Genomic DNA, 18,893 nt, shown 5'->3' on the forward strand with positions numbered 1-18,893 from the left:
CACGGCGTGTCGCGTGCACAAGTGGCATCTCGCGGAGGGTGCTGAGCCCCCTCGACCGGCGACGGCGAGGGGGCTCCGTCGTGCCCGGGCTCAGCGCGGATCCGGCGCTGTGCGGGCAACTTCCGGCGGATGCTGTCATGCTGGACGCGGCCGCCGCGGTCTCTGCAGCGATCCGAACACTCCGGATCCACCCCCTCACCGCGACCCGCGCCCCCACCCGCACCGCTCCCGGTGCCGCACGATGCGGCGCGGAGCACGACCCGGGTGGCCGCGGACGAGGCCGTGCAGAGCACCGGAACCACCCGGCGCCTGCGACCACACAGACCACCTGCGCCGAGGCGCTCCGCACGAAGCGGGGGCCGCGCGCACCAGCACGACGCCACGTCCCCCACCGGAAAGCACCCATGCGAAACGCCAGAACCGCCAAGCCCGCGCGCCACCACCTCGAGCTCCCCGCCCCCAAGCCGCTGGAGAAGGGCGGCATGCGCATCACCCCGCTCGGCGGCCTGGGCGAGATCGGTCGCAACATGACCGTCTTCGAGCACAAGGGCAAGCTGCTCATCGTCGACTGCGGCGTGCTCTTCCCCGAGGAGAACCAGCCCGGCATCGACGTGATCCTGCCCGACTTCGCGGCGATCCGCTCGCGCCTGAAGGACATCGAGGCGATCGTGCTTACCCACGGCCACGAGGATCACATCGGCGGCGTGCCGTACCTCCTCAAGGAGCGCGGCGACATCCCGATCATCGCGTCGACCTTCACCCTCGCGCTGATCACCGCGAAGCTCACCGAGCACCGCATCACCCCGCGCACCCGCCCGGTGAAGGAAGGCGACCGGATCGACGCCGGCGTCTTCGACCTCGAGTTCCTCGCGGTCAACCACTCCATCCCCGACGGCCTCGCGGTCGCCATCCGCACCGAGGCCGGCCTCGTGCTGCACACGGGCGACTTCAAGATGGACCAGTTCCCGCTCGACGGCCGCACCACCGACCTCCCCGGCTTCGCGCGCCTCGGCGACGAGGGCGTCGACCTCTTCCTGGTCGACTCCACCAACGCCGACGTCCCCGGCTTCGCGATCTCCGAGGGCGACCTCGCCCCCGCAATCGACCAGGTCTTCCGCACCGCCCCGCGCCGCATCGTCGTCTCGAGCTTCGCCAGCCACGTGCACCGCATCCAGCAGGTGCTCGACGCCGCGCAGAAGCACGGCCGCAAGGTCGCCTTCGTCGGCCGCTCGATGGTCCGCAACATGGGCATCGCCGCCGAGCTCGGCTACCTCAAGATCCCGGCCGGCCTCGTCGTCGACATGAAGGTGCTCGAGAAGCTGCCCGCGACCCAGATCGTGATGATCTGCACCGGTTCGCAGGGCGAGCCGATGGCGGCGCTCTCGCGGATGGCCAACAAGGACCACATCATCGACATCGGCCCCGGCGACACCGTGCTGCTCGCCAGCTCGCTGATCCCCGGCAACGAGAACGCCATCTACCGGATCATCAACGCCTTCACCCGCTGGGGCGCGACCGTCGTGCACAAGGGCAACGCCAAGGTGCACGTCTCGGGCCACGCCAGCGCGGGCGAGCTCGCCTACTGCTACAACATCCTCCGCCCGACCGCGGTCCTGCCCGTGCACGGCGAGTGGCGCCACCTCACGGCGAACGCCGCGATCGCGACGCGCACCGGCATCGACGAGAAGAACGTGTTCGTCGTCGAGGACGGCGTCTCGATCGACCTCGTCAAGGGGCGCTCGCGGATGAGCGGCCGCATCCCGGCCGACCTCGTCTTCGTCGACGGCACCACGATCGGCGTCGCGACCGAGGACGCGATGATCGACCGCCGCGTCCTCGCCGAGGAGGGCACCATCACGGTGCTCGCCATCGTCGACCTGGACCGCGGCACGCTCGGCGAGCCGGTCGAGTTCTTCACCCGCGGCTTCGTCGAGGAGCCGAGCTGGAAGGAGAACGCCAGCAAGGCGATCGACGACGCGGTGCTGCAGGCCGCCGGCCAGCCCACCGACCGCGACGCGATCGAGAAGCTGATCACGCGCACCCTCGGCCGCTGGCTGACCCGCCGTCACCGCCGCAACCCGGTCATCACGACGATCGTCGTCGAGGAGTAGTCCTCCCACCCCGTGCACAACTAAGGCTGGATGGCCTCGATCGCTCGTTTCTCGGGCCGATCCGGGCCTCCAGCCTTATTTGTGCACGCGTCGCGGCGGTGACCCGCTTCCGTCGGGCCGCCCGCCCGCGAACTGCCCGTTAGGGAACCGTATGGATCCGGGCGTTCTCGGCTCCGGAGCCGCCTCCGCCGAGTAGACACGTCCAGTGACCTCCTCTCTCGTCCGCGGCGACGCCGACGCCCTCGAACCCTCGCCCCTCTCCTCTGCGCCCTCCTCCGGGCGCCGCGGCGGAGTGAAGGCGTGGCTGCTCGAGGGGCTGCGGAGCGACTCCGGCGCGCACCCCGGGCCCCACTCCACCACCGAGAAGACGCACTCCTGGTGGCGCGTGATGTGCCTGACCGGCGTCGACTACTTCTCCACGCTCGGCTACCAGCCCGCGATCGCGGCGCTCGCGGCCGGCCTGGTCTCGCCGCTGGCGACCATCGTCCTGGTGCTGCTGACCCTGTTCGGCGCGCTGCCGGTCTACCGCCGCGTCGCGCGCGAGAGCTTCCGCGGTGAGGGCTCGATCGCGATGCTGGAGCGGCTGCTGCCCTGGTGGGGCGGCAAGCTCTTCGTGCTGGTGCTGCTCGGCTTCGCGGCGACGGACTTCATGATCACCATCACCCTGTCGGCGGCCGACGCCACCGCGCACGCGGTCGAGAACCCGTTCGCGCCGGCCTGGTTCCACGGCGCGGAGGTGCCGCTGACGCTGGGGCTGGTCGCGCTGCTCGGGATCGTCTTCCTCCGCGGCTTCAAGGAGGCGATCTCGATCGCGCTCGTGCTGGTCGCGGTGTTCCTCGCGCTCAACGCGGTCGTCATCGTCGTCGCGATCGCGCACGTCGCCGAGAACCCGGTCGTGATCGGGAACTGGTGGTCGGCCCTGACGACGCAGCACGGCAATCCGCTGATCATGGTCGGCATCGCGCTGATCGTGTTCCCGAAGCTGGCGCTCGGGCTCTCCGGCTTCGAGACCGGCGTGGCGGTGATGCCGCAGATCCGCGGCGACGCGAGCGACACCGACGCGGCCCCGCTCGGGCGGATCCGCGGGGCGAAGCGGCTGCTGATCACGGCCGCCGTGACGATGTCGGCGTTCCTGATCACCTCGAGCTTCGTGACGACGCTGCTGATCCCGCAGGCCGAGTTCCAGCCGGGCGGGCAGGCCAACGGCCGCGCCCTCGCCTACCTCGCGCACGAGTACCTCGGCGACGCCTTCGGCACCGCGTACGACGTCAGCACGATCTGCATCCTCTGGTTCGCCGGCGCCTCGGCGATGGCCGGGCTGCTCAACATCGTGCCGCGCTACCTGCCGCGCTACGGGATGGCGCCGCAGTGGGCCGCGGCGGTGCGCCCGCTGGTGCTGGTCTTCACGGCCGTCGCGTTCCTGATCACGATCCTCTTCCAGGCCGACGTCGACGCCCAGGGCGGCGCCTACGCGACCGGGGTGCTGGTGCTGATCACCTCCGCCTCCGTCGCCGTGTTCCTCTCGGCCAAGCGCAAGAAGCAGCGCAAGCGGGCTGTCGGCTTCGCGGTGATCGCGCTCGTCTTCGTCTACACGACGGTCGTGAACGTGGTCGAGCGGCCGGACGGCGTCCGGATCGCGAGCCTGTTCATCCTCGGGATCCTCGTGGTGTCGCTGATCTCGCGGGTGCAGCGCTCGTTCCAGCTGCGGGCGACCTCGGTGACCTTCGACGCGCAGGCGCTCGACTTCCTCAGCACCGACGCCGACGACTACGGCGTGATCCGCGTCCTCGCGAACGAGCCCGACGACGGCTCCGAGCGCGAGTACCGCGACAAGCTGGCCGAGGAGCAGCGCGACAGCAACCTGCCGATGCGCGGCCCGGTCCTCTTCCTCGAGGTGCACACCACCGACTCGTCCGACTTCGAGGAGGACCTCGTGGTGCAGGGGCGCGTCTGCCACGGCTTCCGCGTGCTCACGGTGACCAGCGGCAACATCCCGAACACGATCGCCACGGTGCTGCTCGAGATCCGCGCCCTGACCGGCGTCGTCCCGGACGTCTACTTCGAGTGGACCGAGGGCGGCCCGCTCTCCAACATGTTCCGCTTCCTGATCACCGGCACCGGCGAGGTCGCCCCCGTGACCCGCGAGGTCCTGCGCCGCGCCGAGCCCCGCCGCGAGCGCCGCCCGGGCGTCCACGTCGGCTGACCGCGCGCCCGTCCCTCCCCGCCGCGAGATGCCACTTGTGCACGCTTTCCACGGCGTGTCGCGTGCACAAGTGGCATCTCGCGGGAGGGGACGGGGCTTGAGCACACCCGACGTTCGGCGACTGGGAGTCGACGGGGAGCGTGGTGGTGCGCGACGAGGCGGGCAAGGAGATCGGCCTGATCTCGCCCACGGACAGACCCTCGGCCTCGCTGCTCGCGGTGGCGCCTGCGCACATCCGCAAGATCCGCCGCGGTGTGCTCGAGCGGAGCCGGTTTCCGGATGTGCTCCACGACGACCGCGGCGTCCTCCGTCGCCCCGCTGCGTGGGGCGGAAAGAGCTGAGGCCCCTTCCGGAGAAGGGGCCTCGCGCCCGGTAGCCGAAGCGTCCGGGCGTGTCCCCTCAGCGTACGCGCCTCCCCCGCTCCCCGCCGCGAGATGCCACTTGTGCACGCCTTCCACGGCGTGTCGCGTGCACAAGTGGCATCTCGCGGGAGGGGAGGGAGGGGAGGGGGGAGGGAGGGGCGGGTCAGTCGCGGACCGTGGAGAGGGGCTCGGTGATGCTCTCGAGGCTGCGGCGCTCGGCGTCGACGCCGAAGATCAGGGCGACGACGCCGCCGACGATCATCACCGCCGCGCCGACGAAGTAGCCGACGGTGAGCGGGCCGCGGTCGCTGCCGTCGCCGATCAGCACGCCGTAGAGGGTGGGCGCGACGGCGCCGGCGATCTGGCCGAGGGTGAAGAAGTACGAGATCGCCTGGCTGCGCAGCTCCAGCGGGAAGATCTCGCTGACCGTGAGGTAGGCGCTCGAGGCGCCGGCGGAGGCGAAGAAGAACGAGACGCACCAGAGGATCGTCTGGGTCGTCGCGGTCAGCACGTCCATGCTGAACAGCAGCGCCGAGAGCGCGAGCACCGCCCCGGAGACGCCGTAGGTGAGGAAGATCATCTTCCGCCGGCCCCAGACGTCGAACAGATGGCCGAGCACCAGTGGCCCGACGAGGTTGCCGATCGCGAACGGGAAGAAGAAGTACGAGACGGCGTTCTGCTCCACGCCGTAGAAGTTCTCCAGCACCAGCGCGTAGGTGAAGAAGATCGCGTTGTAGAGGAACGACTGGGTGATCATCATGGTCGCGCCGACCAGGGTCCGCTTCGGGTACTGCCTGATCAGCACCCGCGCGATGGTGCGGAACGGGATGCTCTCGGTCGCCTTCACCGTGATCGCCTGCGAGTCGTCGACCGGCTCGAGCGTCCCGCCCTCCGACTCGACGCGCCGCTCGATCTCGTGGACGGTGCGCTCCGCCTCCTCCTCGCGGCCGTGGGTCATCAGCCAGCGCGGGCTCTCGGGGATGTGCCGGCGGAGGTAGATGATCGCGAGTCCGAGGATCGGCCCGAGGAAGAAGCCGAGGCGCCAGCCGACGTTCTCGGCGAAGAGCTGGTCGTTGAGGAAGAAGAGGTTCGCCGCGGAGCCGAGCGCCGCTCCGCCCCAGTACGTGCCGTTGATCGCGATGTCGACGCGGCCGCGGTACTTCGAGGGGATCAGCTCGTCGATGGCGGAGTTGATCGCCGCGTACTCGCCGCCGATGCCCATCCCCGCGAAGAAGCGGAAGACGGCGAGGAAGAGGTAGTTCGGCGCGAGGCCGGCCAGGCCGCTCGCGACCAGGTAGATCACCAGCGTCAGGATGAAGAGCTTCCGCCGGCCGAGCCGGTCGCTCAGCCGCCCGAAGATCAGGGCGCCGACGATCTGGCCGACCAGGTAGACCGTGCCGAGCACGCCGACCTGCGCGGCCGAGAGGTCGAACTCCTTCGCGAAGCCGGCACTCGCGACGATCTGGATCTCGAGGCCGTCCAGCACCCAGGAGAAGCCGAGGCCGACGACGATCGACCAGTGGAACCGCGTCCACGGCAGCCGGTCGATGCGGGCGGGGACGAGGCTCCGGACGGGGCCGCGCTCTTCGGTGTCGGTGGACATGGCTCGCGCCTTCCTGTCGCCCCGGCTGCGCTGCTGATGCGCGCGGTCCCGGACGCGGCGAGACGACGATAGACCCGAGCATCGCCGGGCTATGCACCCCTTGCCATGGCGCGCCTGCCGGGTGTATCCGACGACGTGCGCGTCTGCTCCCCTCCGCGAGATGCCACTTGTGCACGCCTTCCGCGGCGTGTCGCGTGCACAAGTGGCATCTCGCGGAGGGGGACGGGCGGGGCGCCGAGGGGGTGGGTAGCGTGGGGGGATGATCGATGCGACACCCGCCGGAACACCCGCCTACGTCCTGAGCGAGGGGCCTGTCTGGGACGGGGAGACCGGCCGGCTCACCTGGGTGGACATCGAGGCGGGCGCGGTGCTGTCGGCGCCGCTCACCGCGGACGGGCTCGGGGCGATCAGCCGCACGGACGTCGGCGAGCAGGTCGGCTGCGCGCTGCCGCTCGGCGACGGGCGCGTGCTCGTCGCGCTCACCCGCCGCCTCGCGATCCTGGAGGTCGACGGCTCGCTGACCCGCGGCTCCGAGCTGCTGCCCGAGGGGCACCGCTTCAACGACGGCTCCATCGACCCGCAGGGCCGGCTCGTCGTCGGCTCGCTGACGCTGGGCGAGTCCGTCGGCGACGACGTGCTGCTGCGCCTCGAGCACGACGGAGCGGTCACCGTCCTCGACCACGACCTGCGGCTCTCGAACGGCCTCGGCTGGTCGCCCGACGGCGCGGTGATGTACTCGGTCGACACCGAGTCCGGCGTCGTCTACCGGCGCCCGTACCTCGACGGGGTGAACGGCCCGCGCGAGACCTTCCTCGAGCCGGAGGAGGGCGTCATCCTCGACGGCATGACCGTCGACTCCGAGGGCCGGCTGTGGTGCTCGGTCTGGGGCGGGAGCGGCGTGCGCGTCTACGACTCCGACGGTCGCCGACTCGAGGGCGAGGGCATCGCGATCGACGCGCCGCACTCCTCCAGCATCGCCTTCGCGGGGGAGGCGCTCGACGTCGCCGTCGTGTCGTCGGCCTCGCGCGACCTGTCGGCGGAGGAGCGGGCGCGGTACCCGCTCGCGGGCGGGCTGTGGCTCGCGCGGCCGGGCGCGACCGGGCTGCCGGCGCCGCGCTGGGTCGAGGCGCCGCTGCCCTGACGAGGCCCGGGGTCGCTTCGGGGCGGGGCGGCGACGGATCGGGGCCGGACTCTCGGACCCGCGGTCAGTCGCCGTCGACCGGCGCGGCCGGCTCCGACGCGGGCTGCGGCGTCAGGGTGACCCGCGAGATCCGGTAGCGGTCGGTCTCGGCGACCCGGAGCACGTGGTCGCCGACGACGAGAGTGTCGCCCACGACGGCGACCCGGCCGATGCGGTCGAGCACGTAGCCGCCGACCGTCTCGTAGGGCCCCTCGGGCAGCTCGATGCCGAGCAGCTCCTCCAGGTCCTCGAGGATCATGCCGCCGTCGAGGTCCTGCAGCTGCTCGGCCGCCTTCGCATCGACGTCCTGGCGCGCGCCGTCGTACTCGTCGTAGATCTCGCCGACGAGCTCCTCGAGCAGGTCCTCGAGGGTGATGATGCCGTCGGTTCCGCCGTACTCGTCGGTGACGACCGCGATCTGGTGGCCGTCCTGCCGCATGGTGCGCAGGGCCGCGAGCACCTTCGTCGTGCCGGGGACCGCCAGGATCGGGCGGGTGATGTCGGCGACGCTGCTCGCGGTGCCGTCGCGGCCCGCCTCCGGGAACGCGGCCATCAGGTCGCGCACGTGCACGAAGCCCAGGACGTCGTCGCGGTTCTCGCCGACGACCGGGTAGCGCGAGTGCGGCCGGCCGAGCACCTCCGCGTAGCCCTCGGCGACGGGCAGGTCGCCGCGGAGGAAGTCGACGTCCGGCCGCGGGCGCATCACCTCGGCGACCCGCCGGTCGTCGGCGCGGAAGACGTCGGCGAGCAGCTGCCGGCTGTCCTCGGCGATCTCGGTGTTGCTCGAGATCATGTCGCGCACCTCGTCCGCCGAGACGCTCTCGCCCTTCTCGCGCGGGTCGGCGCCCAGCAGGCGGACCACCGCGTCGGTGGAGACCGACAGCAGCCAGATGATCGGGCGCATCAGGCGGGCGAGAGTGTTGAGCGGCGGGGCGAGCACCTTGGTGAAGGCGACCGACTTCTGCATGGCGAGGCGCTTGGGCACCAGCTCGCCGAGCACGAGCGAGAGATAGGCGATGACGAGGGTCATCAGGATCAGCGCGACCGTCGAGGCCGCGCCGTTCGAGAGACCGAGCGACTCGAGCGGCGGCACGAGGTCCGGCGCGATCGTCGAGGCGCCGTACGCCGAGGAGAAGAAGCCGGCGAGCGTCACGCCGATCTGCACCGCCGAGAGGAAGGTGTTCGGGTTCCGCACCAGCTCGGCGATGCGCCGGCCGCGCTCGCTGCCCGCCTCGATCGCGCGCACCTGGCTCTCGCGGAGGCTGACGATCGCCATCTCGGTGCCCGCGAACACCCCTCCGATGAGCACGAACAGCACGACGAGGCCGATGTTGAGGAGGGTGTCCAGATCCACGGTGCTCAGAGTACGGACGTCCGCTCGGAGAACGCCTCGCGCCCTCTCAGGCTGGCGGCCGCGTCCGCACCCACCTTCACTCCTCAAAAGTTGCGGTAGTCGCGTCTGACGACCGCAACTTCTGGAGGGTGGGCGGGCGCGCGTCGGGCAGGGTGCGTCCGCTGTCCAGAAGTTGTCGTATGCGTAGGCCGACTACGACAACTTTTGGAGGCCGGGCGACTGTCCGTCCTCCGGCCCGCTCGACCCCGCAAAAGTTGCGGTAGTCGCGCTCGACTACCGCAACTTCTGGAGGGTGGGGAGGGGCGCTCGCGGGCGGGACGGATCCACTCCTCGGAAGTTGCGGTAGTCGGCGGCGAGTACCGCAACTTCTGGAGGGTGGGCGGGGAAGGCGGGCGGGCGGCCGGGCGGTCAGGCGCCGGCCGGGCGGACGCCGATCGTCAGGATGAGGTTCGCGTAGATGCGGCGGTCGCCGCTGGCGATGGTGAGGGCGACGTCGTCGGTGCGGGCCTCGGCGTAGAAGGCGTGGCGCTCGACGGAGGTGAAGGGGACGCCGTCGAGGGTGGCGCGGAAGGCGTCCTGCGCGGGCACGTCGAGGCCGGGCGCGGGCGTCATCACGGTCGCCTCCTCGACGACGATCGCGGTCAGCAGCGCCTCGAGGATCTCGTCGACGGTGAGCATGTCCGGGCGCAGATTGAGGTGCACGAGCGCGGAGTTCCTCCCGAGCGTGGTGCCGACCGGGTAGTTGCCGTCGGCGATCAGGATGCGGGAGCCGTGGCCGGCGCGGGCGAGCGCGTGCAGGATCTCGGGGTGCAGGAGGGTCGTGGTCAGCATGGTGCTCCTCGGTGAGGGGGGTGGATGTCAGTGGTGGACGTGGGCGACGGAGGCGCCGGCGATCAGCCGGCCGGGAAGGGTGCGCGTCTCGAACGGCTCAAGGCTGCCGTCGAGCCGGCGCTCGATCAGCGCGGCGGCCTCGGCGGCGATGGCGTCGGTCGGCTGCTCGACGATGGTCAGCCGCGGTCGCACGACCCGCGCGAGCTCGACGGTGTCGAAGCCGACGATCGAGAGGTCGGCGGGCAGGCGCAGGCCGGAGTCGCCGAGCGCGGTCAGCGCGCCGACGGTCAGCTCGCGGTTGCTCGCGAAGACGGCGGTCGGCCGGTCGCGGCGGGCGAGGATCCGCTCCATCGAGGCGATGCCGCTCTCGACGCTCAGCGGGCCGAGCTCGACCTCGGCCGGCCCGAGGCCGCGGGAGGCGAGCTCGTCGAGGACGCCCGCGGTGCGCTCCCGGGTGGTCGAGACGTCCGGATCGCCGCCGAGCACCGCGATCGCGCGGTGGCCGTGATCGGCGAGGTGCCGGGCGGCGGAGGCGCCGGCCGCGCGGTTGTCGAGCACCACGCGATCGGTCTCGAGCTCGTCGTCGACCCAGTCCACCGTCACGACAGGAGTGCCCTGCTCGGAGGCGCTGCGGAGCGCGTCGACGTCGCCCCGGGTCGGGACGGCGACGATCCCGTCGACCATCTTCTCGAGCAGCAGCCCGACGGCGGCGCCCGGCTCGGGCAGGCTGACGCCGATCAGCACGCCGATGCCGTCGCCGCGCAGGGCCCGCTCGAGCCCGGCGATGATCGACAGGTGGAACTCGTTGTCGAGCGCAGGCAGCAGCACGCCCACCGTGCGGGAGCGCCGCGAGCGCAGCCCGCGCGCGAAGCCGTTGACGCGGAAGCCGAGCCGCTCGGCCGCGGCCTCGATCGCGACGGCGTTCTCGGGGCGCACCGGCAGGCCGTTGTAGTGCTTCGAGATCGTCGAGAGCGACAGCCCGGTCAGCCGCTGCAGGTCCTTGTACGTCGACACGTCAGAGCGCGGGCGAGCCGTAGCCGTCCCAGCCCGGGATCGTGCCGTCGGCGTCCCAGAGGTCGAGCCAGTCGGTGCTGCCCGGCCAGAGGAAGACCTGGCCCTTGATCAGCCGGTTGTTGCGCTCGGCGCCGCGCAGCGACTCCTGCTCGGCGGCGGTGAGGGCGAGGGAGGCGGCGGCGAGGTTGGCCTCGATCTGCTCGGGCTTCACCGCGAACGGGATCGGGATCTGCCCGCGGTTGACGGCCCAGGCGAGGCAGACGACGACCGGGTGCACGCCGCGCTCGCGGGCGATGGCCTGCACGGCGGGGTGCTCGATGTCGACGAGGTCGCCGTCGACGCGGTCGCGCTCGGGGCGGGACGGCGAGCCGAGCGGTGAGTAGCCGATCGGCTGGACGCCGTGGTCGAGGCAGTAGCGGAACAGCTCCGGCTGCTGGAAGCAGGGGTGCAGCTCCATCTCGTTGAGCGCCGGGGCGATGCGCACGTCGGCGAGGATCCGCTCGAGCTTCGCGATCGTGACGTTCGAGGTGCCGAGGTGCCGGACCAGACCGCGGTCGACGAGCGACTCGAGCGCCGCCCAGGTGCGCAGGAACGCGGCGTGCTCGTAGGGGCGCGCCTCCGGGTCGCGGGCGTCGGTCTCGGCGTGCGGCGGGTGGTGGTTGGGGAAGGGCCAGTGCACGAAGACGGCGTCGAGCACGTCGAGGCCGAGGTCGGCGAGCGAGCGCTCGACCGAGGCGACCGCGGCGTCGGGCTCGTGCGCGTCGTTCCAGATCTTCGACATCACGAAGAGCTCCTCGCGCGGCACGCCGGAGTCGGCGATCGCGCGGCCGACGCGCGGCTCGTTGCCGTACACGGTGGCGCAGTCGAGCAGGCGGAAGCCTGCCCGGAGCGAGTGCTCGACGGCGAGGCCGACCGTCTCGGCGTCGTAGCGGTCGGAGCCGAAGGTGCCGGCGCCGATCGAGGGGATGCGGCGACCGCTCGCGAGGGTGCGGTGCGCCGGCGGGGCGGCGGTGCGGGGGTCGGCGGCGGTGACGGCGGCGTCCATGCCACTCCTCGGGGTCGTGAGGCGAAACGATTCGCAGTCAGCCTAGGTGCATCCCCACTCGTCGGACCAGGGCCGGGAGGCGAAACGACGCGAATCGTTTCGCCCCCCGGCGTCCACGGCCTCGACCACTACTTGCCCGTCACCGCGTCCTTGACCGCGCCGACGGCCTTCTCGACGATGTTCGGCTTCGGCGTGGTGCCGTAGAAGCGCTCGTCCGGCTGGGTGGGCGGCGGCATCGGCACGCCGTCGTTCGGGCTCGCCGTGCGGTAGCTGAACTCGCCCTTGCCGTCGGGGGTGGGTCCGGACGCCCAGCTGCCCTCGGCGGCCGCGGCGCCGTCCGAGAAGTTGATGTACTCGTACGACACCGAGCGCTCCTCCTTCGAGAGCGGGAAGTTCGAGGGCACCGGCAGGTCCTCCGCGCCCTCCGCGCGCAGCTCGGCGGCGGCGGCGATCCACTGGTTCTGGTGCATCGTGTCGCGGGCCAGGAGGAACGAGAGCAGGTCCCGCACGCCGTGGTCGTCGGTCATGTGGTACAGCCGCGCGACCTGCAGGCGGCCCTGCATCTCGGCGTTCGCGTTGGCGGTGAAGTCGGCCAGCAGGTTGCCGCTCGCCGTGATGTACGAGCCCTGCCAGGGGTTGCCGTTGCTGTCGACGGGGCGGACGCCCGCGCCGGCGACGATCGCGGCCTGGACGTCGGTGCCGCCGATGACCGCGCCGAGAACCGGGTCCTTCTTGATGGCGTCCTCGGACTGCTCGACGGGAGCCTTCTCGAGCAGCTGGGCGATCATGATCGCGATCATCTCGACGTGGCCGAACTCCTCGGCGCCGATGCCGAAGAGCAGGTCGCGGTACTTGCCGGGCTCGTGGGCGTTCCAGGCCTGGAAGCCGTACTGCATGGCGACGGTGATCTCGCCGTACTGGCCGCCGAGCACCTCCTGGAACCGGCGGGCGAAGACGGCGTCGGGCTTGGAGGGGGAGGACGTGAACTGGAGCTCTTGACGGTGGAAGAACATGCGGTCGTACCTTTCCGGGAGCAGTCGGTGCGGACCTCGTCGCCCGCCCTTCGACGGTAGGCAGGGCACTTCGGCGCTCAGAAGGGGCTTGACCTCTCCTGCCGCTGCTCCCGGATCGGACCTGTCGGCGCTCCCGGATCGGACCAGTCGCGCTCCCGGATCAGACCAGGCGGCGCGACTCCGCCGTCACCACGCGGAACCAGCGGGCGCCGTAGCCGTCGACGCCGACCGTGACCGTGCCGTCGTTGCGGATCGGCTGCGACTCGCCGCCGAGGGAGTCGACCAGGCGCGAGCCCGGCTCCGAGTCGGGCAGCGTGATCGTCACGGTGCGCGGGCTCGAGGCGAAGCTGTGCACGGCGACGGTCGTGCCGGTCGACGCGGACATCCGGTGCGCGAAGACGCAGGACTGGTCGGCCGGGAGGTGGGTGTACTCGCCCCAGCCGATCTCGGGCGAGCGGCGGTAGAGCCAGGCGAGGCCCTTGATGTGCGCGAGCAGCGAGCCGGGGTCGCGGAGCTGGGCGGCGGCGTTGACGTGCTCCGGGCCGAAGCCGCCGACGGGCGGGGCCGCGATCAGATCGTCGGCGTCGGCGCGCGAGAAGCCGCCGTTCGCCGCGGAGGTCCACTGCATCGGCGTGCGCACGCCGCTGCGGCCGGGGATGTCGGCGTTCTCGCCCATCCCGATCTCCTCGCCGTAGTAGAGGACGGGCGCGCCGGGCAGCGAGAACAGCAGGCTGTAGACCATCCGGATGCGGCGCGGGTCGCCGTCGAGCATCGGCGGGAGGCGGCGCACGATGCCGCGGCCGTGGATCCGCTGCGACTCCTCCGGGGCGAACGCGGCGAAGACCTCGTCGCGCTCGTCGTCGGTGAGCTGCGAGAGGGTCAGCTCGTCGTGGTTGCGGACGAAGTTCGCCCACTGGCTGCCGACCGAGATCGGCGGCCGGCTCGCGATCGCCTCGACGAGCGGCGCCGCGTCCTCCCGTGCGAGCGCCAGGTAGAGGCGCTGATTGCCGATGAAGTCGAACTGCATCGACAGCTCGTCGGCGTCCTCGCCGCCGAAGAAGGCGAGCTGCTCGTCGCGGGTCGTGTTCACCTCGCCGAGGAGCATCGCCTCGCCCGAGCGGCGGCTGATGAAGCGGCGCAGCAGGCGCAGCCACTCGTGCTCGTCTCGGGCGCCCGGCTCGATCAGGTAGGGCACCGCGTCGACGCGGAAGCCGTCGACCCCGAGCTGCAGCCAGAAGCCGACGAGCTTCGCGATCTCGTCGCGCACCGCGGGGTTGTCGGTGTTGAGGTCGGGCTGGTGCCGGTAGAAGTTGTGCAGGTAGTACTGCCCGGCCTCCTCGTCGAGGAACCAGACGCCGTCCTCGACGTCCGGGAAGACGTTGGCCGGCTGGTCGGCCGGCGGCTCGTCGCGCCAGACGTAGTAGTCGCGGTAGGGGCTGTCGGGGGAGGAGCGCGCCGCCTGGAACCACGGGTGCTGGTCGCTGGTGTGGTTGACGACGAGGTCGACGATGACGCGCATCCCGCGGTCGTGCGCAGTGCGGATCACCTCGACGAGGTCGCCGTGGTGGCCGTAGCGCTCGTCGACGCCGTAGAAGTCGCTGATGTCGTAGCCGTTGTCCTTGCCGGGCGAGGAGTAGAACGGCGCGAGCCAGAGGCAGCCGACGCCGAGCTCGGCGAGGTAGTCGATCCGGTGCGCGAGACCTTCGAGGTCGCCGACGCCGTCGTCGTCCCAGTCCATGAAGGTCTTCACGTCGAGGTTGTAGTAGACGGCGGCGCGCCACCACAGGTCGCTGGTGTCGGTGACCCTCATGCGGACGCCTCCGCTTCCGGGCGGGCGGGTGCGGGGGCGGTGCCGCAGGCGAGTGCGGCGGGGGCGAGGGGGGTCATGGCGCTCCGGGGTCGGGTCGGGGAGGGTCGCCCTCGACGCTAGGTGCGTGATGGATCTGCGTCTGCTCGTTGATTTCTCAGGGAGCGGGTGGCGGTGCGGTGCGGGGGTGGGTCGCGGTCGTCACGACCTCGAGCGAGTGCGTCGTGCTCGACCCGCGACGTCCGCGTGGAGGACGGACCTGGGCGGGTGTTCGACCCGCAGCGCGTCGCCCCCGAGGACGCGAAGTGGTGGTGGAACCCTCTGTCCTCCGTCATCGACGATGTGCGCGACGGACTCTGATGGAGAACGAGGACGCGAAGCGTGCGGAGGCACAGCGTGACTGACGACGATCCGCTCGCGGGCGGAGACGTGCAGGAAGCTGCCGGTCTCCCGGCCGCCGGCGAAGGGGACCGCGACACCGCGGCCGATCGGGTCGAGCTGATGCAGGCCCGCGTCGAAGCGGCCGTGCAGCGCTCGTTCGAAGAGGACTCCGCCCCGACCTTCGTCTACGGGTCCGCGGACGAGTGGCTGCGGAAGTACTGGCGCTACGCCTACCGCCGCCGCGTCTCCGCCAACGGCCAGGGCACCGGACGCTGGCGCGCCGACTGGTGGATCATCGATGAAGCCGTGCGGCGCATTGAAGCGCTCTGGCGCAGCTGGGAAGCGTCACGGCTCGACGCAGGGCTCGGGATCAGCCGCGACGGTCCGGAAACGTGAACGGATGTCATCCCCGTACGAGCAGAAATCGCTCACCTTCTTATGGATAGCCGTTCCGGCAGTGGTGCTCTGTTGAGGAACGCCGGCGTGCGAATCGTGGTTCAGAGGCCACGAAACCCTCCGCCTAACGATCCCTAGAGGCGAGCTGCTCGAGGACGGCATCGAGGTCGGGCTCGCCGCTGTTGTCGATGTCGATCAGTTCGACGCCTGTCCACAGAACGGGGGAGCGGCCCCAGGTACTCCAGAAGGCGGGCCAGTCGGCGAGCTTCGCGAGGTCTCGGTCGAGTCCTCGGCGCTCGAGGCGCCGCCGGGTCTCGTCCTCGCCGGCGGCGACCCGCAGGACCGTCGGGGACACCTCGGGCCACCTCGCGGCTCGGGTCTGCAGCCCGAGGTAGTCCGGGCTCCCGAGGTACGCGGCGAAGGGAGCGTCGATCACGACGGAGAGTCCCAGCCGGAGGTTGTCCGCGGCGACGGCGAACAGGCCGGCGTACTCCGCCGGCATCACCTCGTCCCGGTAGAAGCTGTTGCCCTCGCGCTCGTCGGCTCCGTGGCCGCCGGTCGAGAGGGCGACCTCGACGAGCGGGCTCGCGAGGGCGTCCTTGTCCAGGTAGACCGCTCGGCACTGCCGGGCGATCTCACGGGCGACGGTCGACTTGCCGGATCCGGCGGAGCCGACGACGACGAGCGCGAACACGGGTCAGGCCCGTGCGTCGCGGACGGCGGCGAGGAAATCGCGCGCGGCCGTCGTGACCCGGGAGTAGTCTCCGTCCGGGCGGGCGGCCTTCGTGATGGCGCTGCCCGCTCCGACGGCGCACACGCCGGCGTCGAACCAGGTCTTCACGTTCGCGGCGCTGACACCACCCGCGGGCATGAGCGACACGTGCGCGAGCGGAGCGAGGACGGCCTTCGCGTACTCGGGGCCGATCTCGGCGGGGAAGAGCTTCACGATGTCGGCACCCTCCTCGATCGACTCGACGATCTCGGTGGGGGAGTACGCGCCGCTGATCGTGGGGACCTGGTACCGGTTCGCGGTGCGGATCATCTCGCGGCTCAGGTGCGGGCTGACGAGGAAGGATGCGCCGGCCGAGATCGAGGCGTAGGCGCTCGGGGCGTCGAGCACGGTGCCGGCGCCGATCGAGGCGCGCGAGCCGTGGCTCTCGACGAGCAGCTCGATGACGCGGAGCGCGCCCGGGGTGGAGAGGGTGATCTCGATGGCGCGGATGCCGCCCTCGATGGCCGCGGCGGCGGCGCGATAGGCCTCGTCGGCGTCGTCCAGGCGGACGATGACGATCGTCCCATCGTCGATGATGTGATTCAGGGTTCTCAGTTTGCCGCTCATGGCTCCTAAACTACGACACAGATCGACAGAAAGCGACAGGAATGAAAAAGTCAGCTCCTCTCCTGGCGCCGCAGCGGCGGGATCTCATCCGGGCCCGGCTCGCCGAGGACGGCGCGGTCCGCTCGATCGAGCTCGCGGCCGAGCTCGGCGTCTCCCTCGTCACCGTGCGTCGGGATCTGGTCGAGCTGAGCGATCTCGGCGAGGTGCAGCTCGCGCACGGCGGGGCCACGGCGACCAGCGGCCGGGTGCCGCCGAGTGATCGGCGGGAGCGGACCGGCGTGCGCACCGAGGCCAAGCGGTCGATCGCCCGAGCCGCCGCATCCTTCATCTCCTCCGGTGACGTCGTCTACCTCGACGCCGGCACGACCTGCGCCGCGATGGTCGCGTCGCTCGCCGAGGTCGACGACGTCACCGTGGTGACCAGCGACCTCGCCACGGCGATCGCCCTGGTCGAGGCCGCCCCCGCGCTGTCCGTCGTCATCGCGGCGGGGCGCGTGGACGGCGCGACGCTCTCGGCCGTCGGCGAGCTGCTGCCCGCCGTGCTGCAGAACTTCGTCTTCGACGCGGTGTTCCTCAGCGCCAGCGCCTGGGATCTCGGCACCGGAGCCACGACCGGCGCGCTGAGCTACGCCGCAGTGAAGCGGTCCGTCCTCGCCCGCGCGAAGCGGAGCTATCTCCTGGTCGACGCCAGCAAGTTCGGCGCCGTCGAGGCGCACGTGGTGGCCGTGCTCGCGGACCTCGACGCGGTGATCACCGACGACGACCTCGCCGCGGACGTCGTCCTGGCGGCCGAGTCCGCCGGCGTCGCGGTCGTCCTCGCGGAGTCCGCCTCCGCCTCCTGACGATCCGGAGACCTTCTCGAAGGAGGTTCTCGAGGAGTCGTTGACAGCCGATCTCCTCGTGGTCTAACTTGCAATCGATCGCAGCAACCGATCTCAGCAACCGATCTCATTGGAGAGATGATGACCAAGAAGCGATGGAGCTTTGCCGTGACCGGCCTGGCGGCGGTGAGCCTGATCCTCACCGGCTGCGCCGGTTCTCCCGACAGCGGAGCGGCTGACGGGCCCGTGACCCTCACCTACTGGGACTTCCTCGACCCGAGCCAGGACAACCCCCGCTCGAACGCCCTCAAGGAGAACATCGCGAACTTCGAGGCCGCGAACCCCGACATCACCGTCGATCTGTCCGTCGTCTCGCTCGGAGACATGCTGAACCGGCTCCCGCAGGCCGCCGCGGCCGGACAGGCTCCCGACGTCTTCAAGATGTTCACGCCCACCGTGCCGCAGATGGCCGCCGCCGGCGCCTACGAGCCGCTGCCCGAGGCCGCCTCCGAGATCACCGACTGGCTCCGCCCCGTCGACAACCTCGCCGGCGCCGACGGGAAGCAGGTGGCCGTGCCCTACGAGTACCGCACCTGCGCGTTCTACTACAACCAGAAGATCCTCGACCAGATCGGCGCCAGCGTCCCCACGACCTACGACGAGGTCGTCGACGTGGCGGGCAAGGCGGCGGCCGCCGGCTTCACCGGCTTCGGCACCGGATTCTCCGACACCGACAACTCGGCGATCATCAGCACCTTCTTCGACTGCTTCATGAGCCAGGTCGGTGAGGACATCTGGAACAGCGACGGCGACGCCGACTTCGCCGGCACGAAGGCGGACGAGTTCGGCGACTTCCTCGCCGACCTCCGCGACTCCGGGGGACTGGGCAGCAGTGTCGTCTCGGACAGCTACTCGACCGTCACCGACGGCCTGAGCAACGGCACCACCGCCATGGCGGTCCTCGGCAGCGAGCGGGTCATCACCCTCACCGCGGCGAACCCCGACATCACGTGGACGAACCTCCCCGCGCCCGCCGACGGCGACACCTCCGGAGCCACATTGGGCTGGACGCTCGGCATCGGCAAGGGTACCGACCACGCCGACGCCGCCTGGAAGTTCATCGAGTACATGACCGGTGCCGAGGCCGGCGCCGTGATGGCGACCGGTGGCGAGGTGCCCACCCGCTCCTCCACCTACGACGCCGACTACTTCTCCACCCCGGAGGCGGAGACGGTCAACGCGGTCGCCGACTACGTCGAGAGCAACAGCGAGCCGCACGCCTACTCCGACGACTGGATCGGCGTCGCCTCCGGCCTCTCGCAGGCCGGCCAGAAGCTCTACCTGAACAAGACCTCGGGCAGCGACTTCCTCACCTCCGCGCAGGACGCGATCAACCAGTAGCTCGGCCTACCTTCCGGGGGGCCCGCACGCGC

16 protein-coding genes are annotated in these 18,893 nt (G+C 71.1%); 7 read left to right on the top strand and 9 right to left on the bottom strand.

The window, feature by feature from the left end; all coding sequences use genetic code 11:
• Positions 1 to 482 precede the first annotated feature (482 nt).
• The 3 genes from EDF36_RS07480 to EDF36_RS07490 all read left to right on the top strand — a co-directional run bounded on the left by EDF36_RS07480 (position 483) and on the right by EDF36_RS07490 (position 4,655).
• Positions 483 to 2,111, top strand: a complete 1,629-nt coding sequence (locus EDF36_RS07480) for a ribonuclease J (protein ID WP_207901707.1) — start codon at positions 483 to 485, stop codon at positions 2,109 to 2,111.
• Between the two features lie 388 nt (positions 2,112 to 2,499).
• A complete protein-coding gene (locus EDF36_RS07485) occupies positions 2,500 to 4,314 on the top strand; it encodes an amino acid transporter (protein WP_260300656.1) in 1,815 nt (604 codons plus the stop codon).
• Between the two features lie 143 nt (positions 4,315 to 4,457).
• Positions 4,458 to 4,655 (top strand): hypothetical protein, encoded by a 198-nt coding sequence (locus EDF36_RS07490; RefSeq protein ID WP_123732522.1) that lies wholly within the window; start codon positions 4,458 to 4,460, stop codon positions 4,653 to 4,655.
• A 184-nt stretch (positions 4,656 to 4,839) separates the two neighbouring features.
• Here the strand turns inward: EDF36_RS07490 and EDF36_RS07495 are convergent, their stop codons facing one another.
• A complete protein-coding gene (locus EDF36_RS07495) occupies positions 4,840 to 6,279 on the bottom strand; it encodes an MFS transporter (RefSeq protein ID WP_123732523.1) in 1,440 nt (479 codons plus the stop codon).
• A gap of 259 nt (positions 6,280 to 6,538) precedes the next feature.
• Between EDF36_RS07495 and EDF36_RS07500 the strand changes: the two genes are divergently transcribed.
• Positions 6,539 to 7,420 (top strand): SMP-30/gluconolactonase/LRE family protein, encoded by an 882-nt coding sequence (locus tag EDF36_RS07500; RefSeq protein ID WP_123732524.1) that lies wholly within the window; start codon positions 6,539 to 6,541, stop codon positions 7,418 to 7,420.
• A 64-nt stretch (positions 7,421 to 7,484) separates the two neighbouring features.
• Here EDF36_RS07500 and EDF36_RS07505 read toward each other — a convergent pair whose 3' ends face one another.
• The 6 genes from EDF36_RS07505 to EDF36_RS07530 form a co-directional block, all read right to left on the bottom strand.
• Positions 7,485 to 8,813 (bottom strand): hemolysin family protein, encoded by a 1,329-nt coding sequence (locus EDF36_RS07505; protein ID WP_123732525.1) that lies wholly within the window; start codon positions 8,811 to 8,813, stop codon positions 7,485 to 7,487.
• A 408-nt stretch (positions 8,814 to 9,221) separates the two neighbouring features.
• Positions 9,222 to 9,644, bottom strand: coding sequence for an RbsD/FucU family protein (locus EDF36_RS07510; RefSeq protein WP_123732526.1), 423 nt, complete (start codon positions 9,642 to 9,644; stop codon positions 9,222 to 9,224).
• 27 nt (positions 9,645 to 9,671) lie between these two features.
• Positions 9,672 to 10,658, bottom strand: coding sequence for a LacI family DNA-binding transcriptional regulator (locus EDF36_RS07515; protein WP_123732527.1), 987 nt, complete (start codon positions 10,656 to 10,658; stop codon positions 9,672 to 9,674).
• Between the two features lies 1 nt (position 10,659).
• A complete protein-coding gene (locus EDF36_RS07520) occupies positions 10,660 to 11,703 on the bottom strand; it encodes an aldo/keto reductase (protein WP_123732528.1) in 1,044 nt (347 codons plus the stop codon).
• Positions 11,704 to 11,831: 128 nt separating this feature from the next.
• Positions 11,832 to 12,716, bottom strand: coding sequence for a manganese catalase family protein (locus tag EDF36_RS07525; protein ID WP_123732529.1), 885 nt, complete (start codon positions 12,714 to 12,716; stop codon positions 11,832 to 11,834).
• Between the two features lie 160 nt (positions 12,717 to 12,876).
• Positions 12,877 to 14,526, bottom strand: a complete 1,650-nt coding sequence (locus EDF36_RS07530) for an alpha-amylase family protein (protein WP_123732530.1) — start codon at positions 14,524 to 14,526, stop codon at positions 12,877 to 12,879.
• A gap of 393 nt (positions 14,527 to 14,919) precedes the next feature.
• Here EDF36_RS07530 and EDF36_RS07535 point away from each other — a divergent pair, with 393 nt between their 5' ends.
• The gene (locus EDF36_RS07535; RefSeq protein ID WP_123732531.1) at positions 14,920 to 15,300 is read left to right on the top strand and encodes a DUF4913 domain-containing protein; all 381 of its coding nucleotides are present in this window, start codon (positions 14,920 to 14,922) and stop codon (positions 15,298 to 15,300) included.
• Between the two features lie 124 nt (positions 15,301 to 15,424).
• Here EDF36_RS07535 and EDF36_RS07540 read toward each other — a convergent pair whose 3' ends face one another.
• Together EDF36_RS07540 and EDF36_RS07545 are read right to left on the bottom strand one after the other, a co-directional pair.
• Positions 15,425 to 15,994, bottom strand: coding sequence for an AAA family ATPase (locus EDF36_RS07540; protein WP_123732532.1), 570 nt, complete (start codon positions 15,992 to 15,994; stop codon positions 15,425 to 15,427).
• Between the two features lie 3 nt (positions 15,995 to 15,997).
• Positions 15,998 to 16,639: a bifunctional 4-hydroxy-2-oxoglutarate aldolase/2-dehydro-3-deoxy-phosphogluconate aldolase gene (locus tag EDF36_RS07545; protein ID WP_123732533.1), complete on the bottom strand. Its 642-nt coding sequence runs from the start codon at positions 16,637 to 16,639 to the stop codon at positions 15,998 to 16,000.
• A gap of 41 nt (positions 16,640 to 16,680) precedes the next feature.
• On the opposite strand from EDF36_RS07545, the gene EDF36_RS07550 reads away from it, so the two are divergent.
• The gene (locus EDF36_RS07550) at positions 16,681 to 17,481 is read left to right on the top strand and encodes a DeoR/GlpR family DNA-binding transcription regulator (RefSeq protein WP_123732534.1); all 801 of its coding nucleotides are present in this window, start codon (positions 16,681 to 16,683) and stop codon (positions 17,479 to 17,481) included.
• A gap of 120 nt (positions 17,482 to 17,601) precedes the next feature.
• Entirely contained in the window at positions 17,602 to 18,861 is a 1,260-nt protein-coding gene (locus EDF36_RS07555) for an ABC transporter substrate-binding protein (protein ID WP_123732858.1), read from the top strand.
• Positions 18,862 to 18,893: the final 32 nt, after the last annotated feature.

Origin of the sequence: Rathayibacter sp. PhB152, assembly GCF_003751395.1 — a bacterium.
Taxonomy (GTDB): Bacteria; Actinomycetota; Actinomycetes; order Actinomycetales; family Microbacteriaceae; genus Rathayibacter; species Rathayibacter festucae.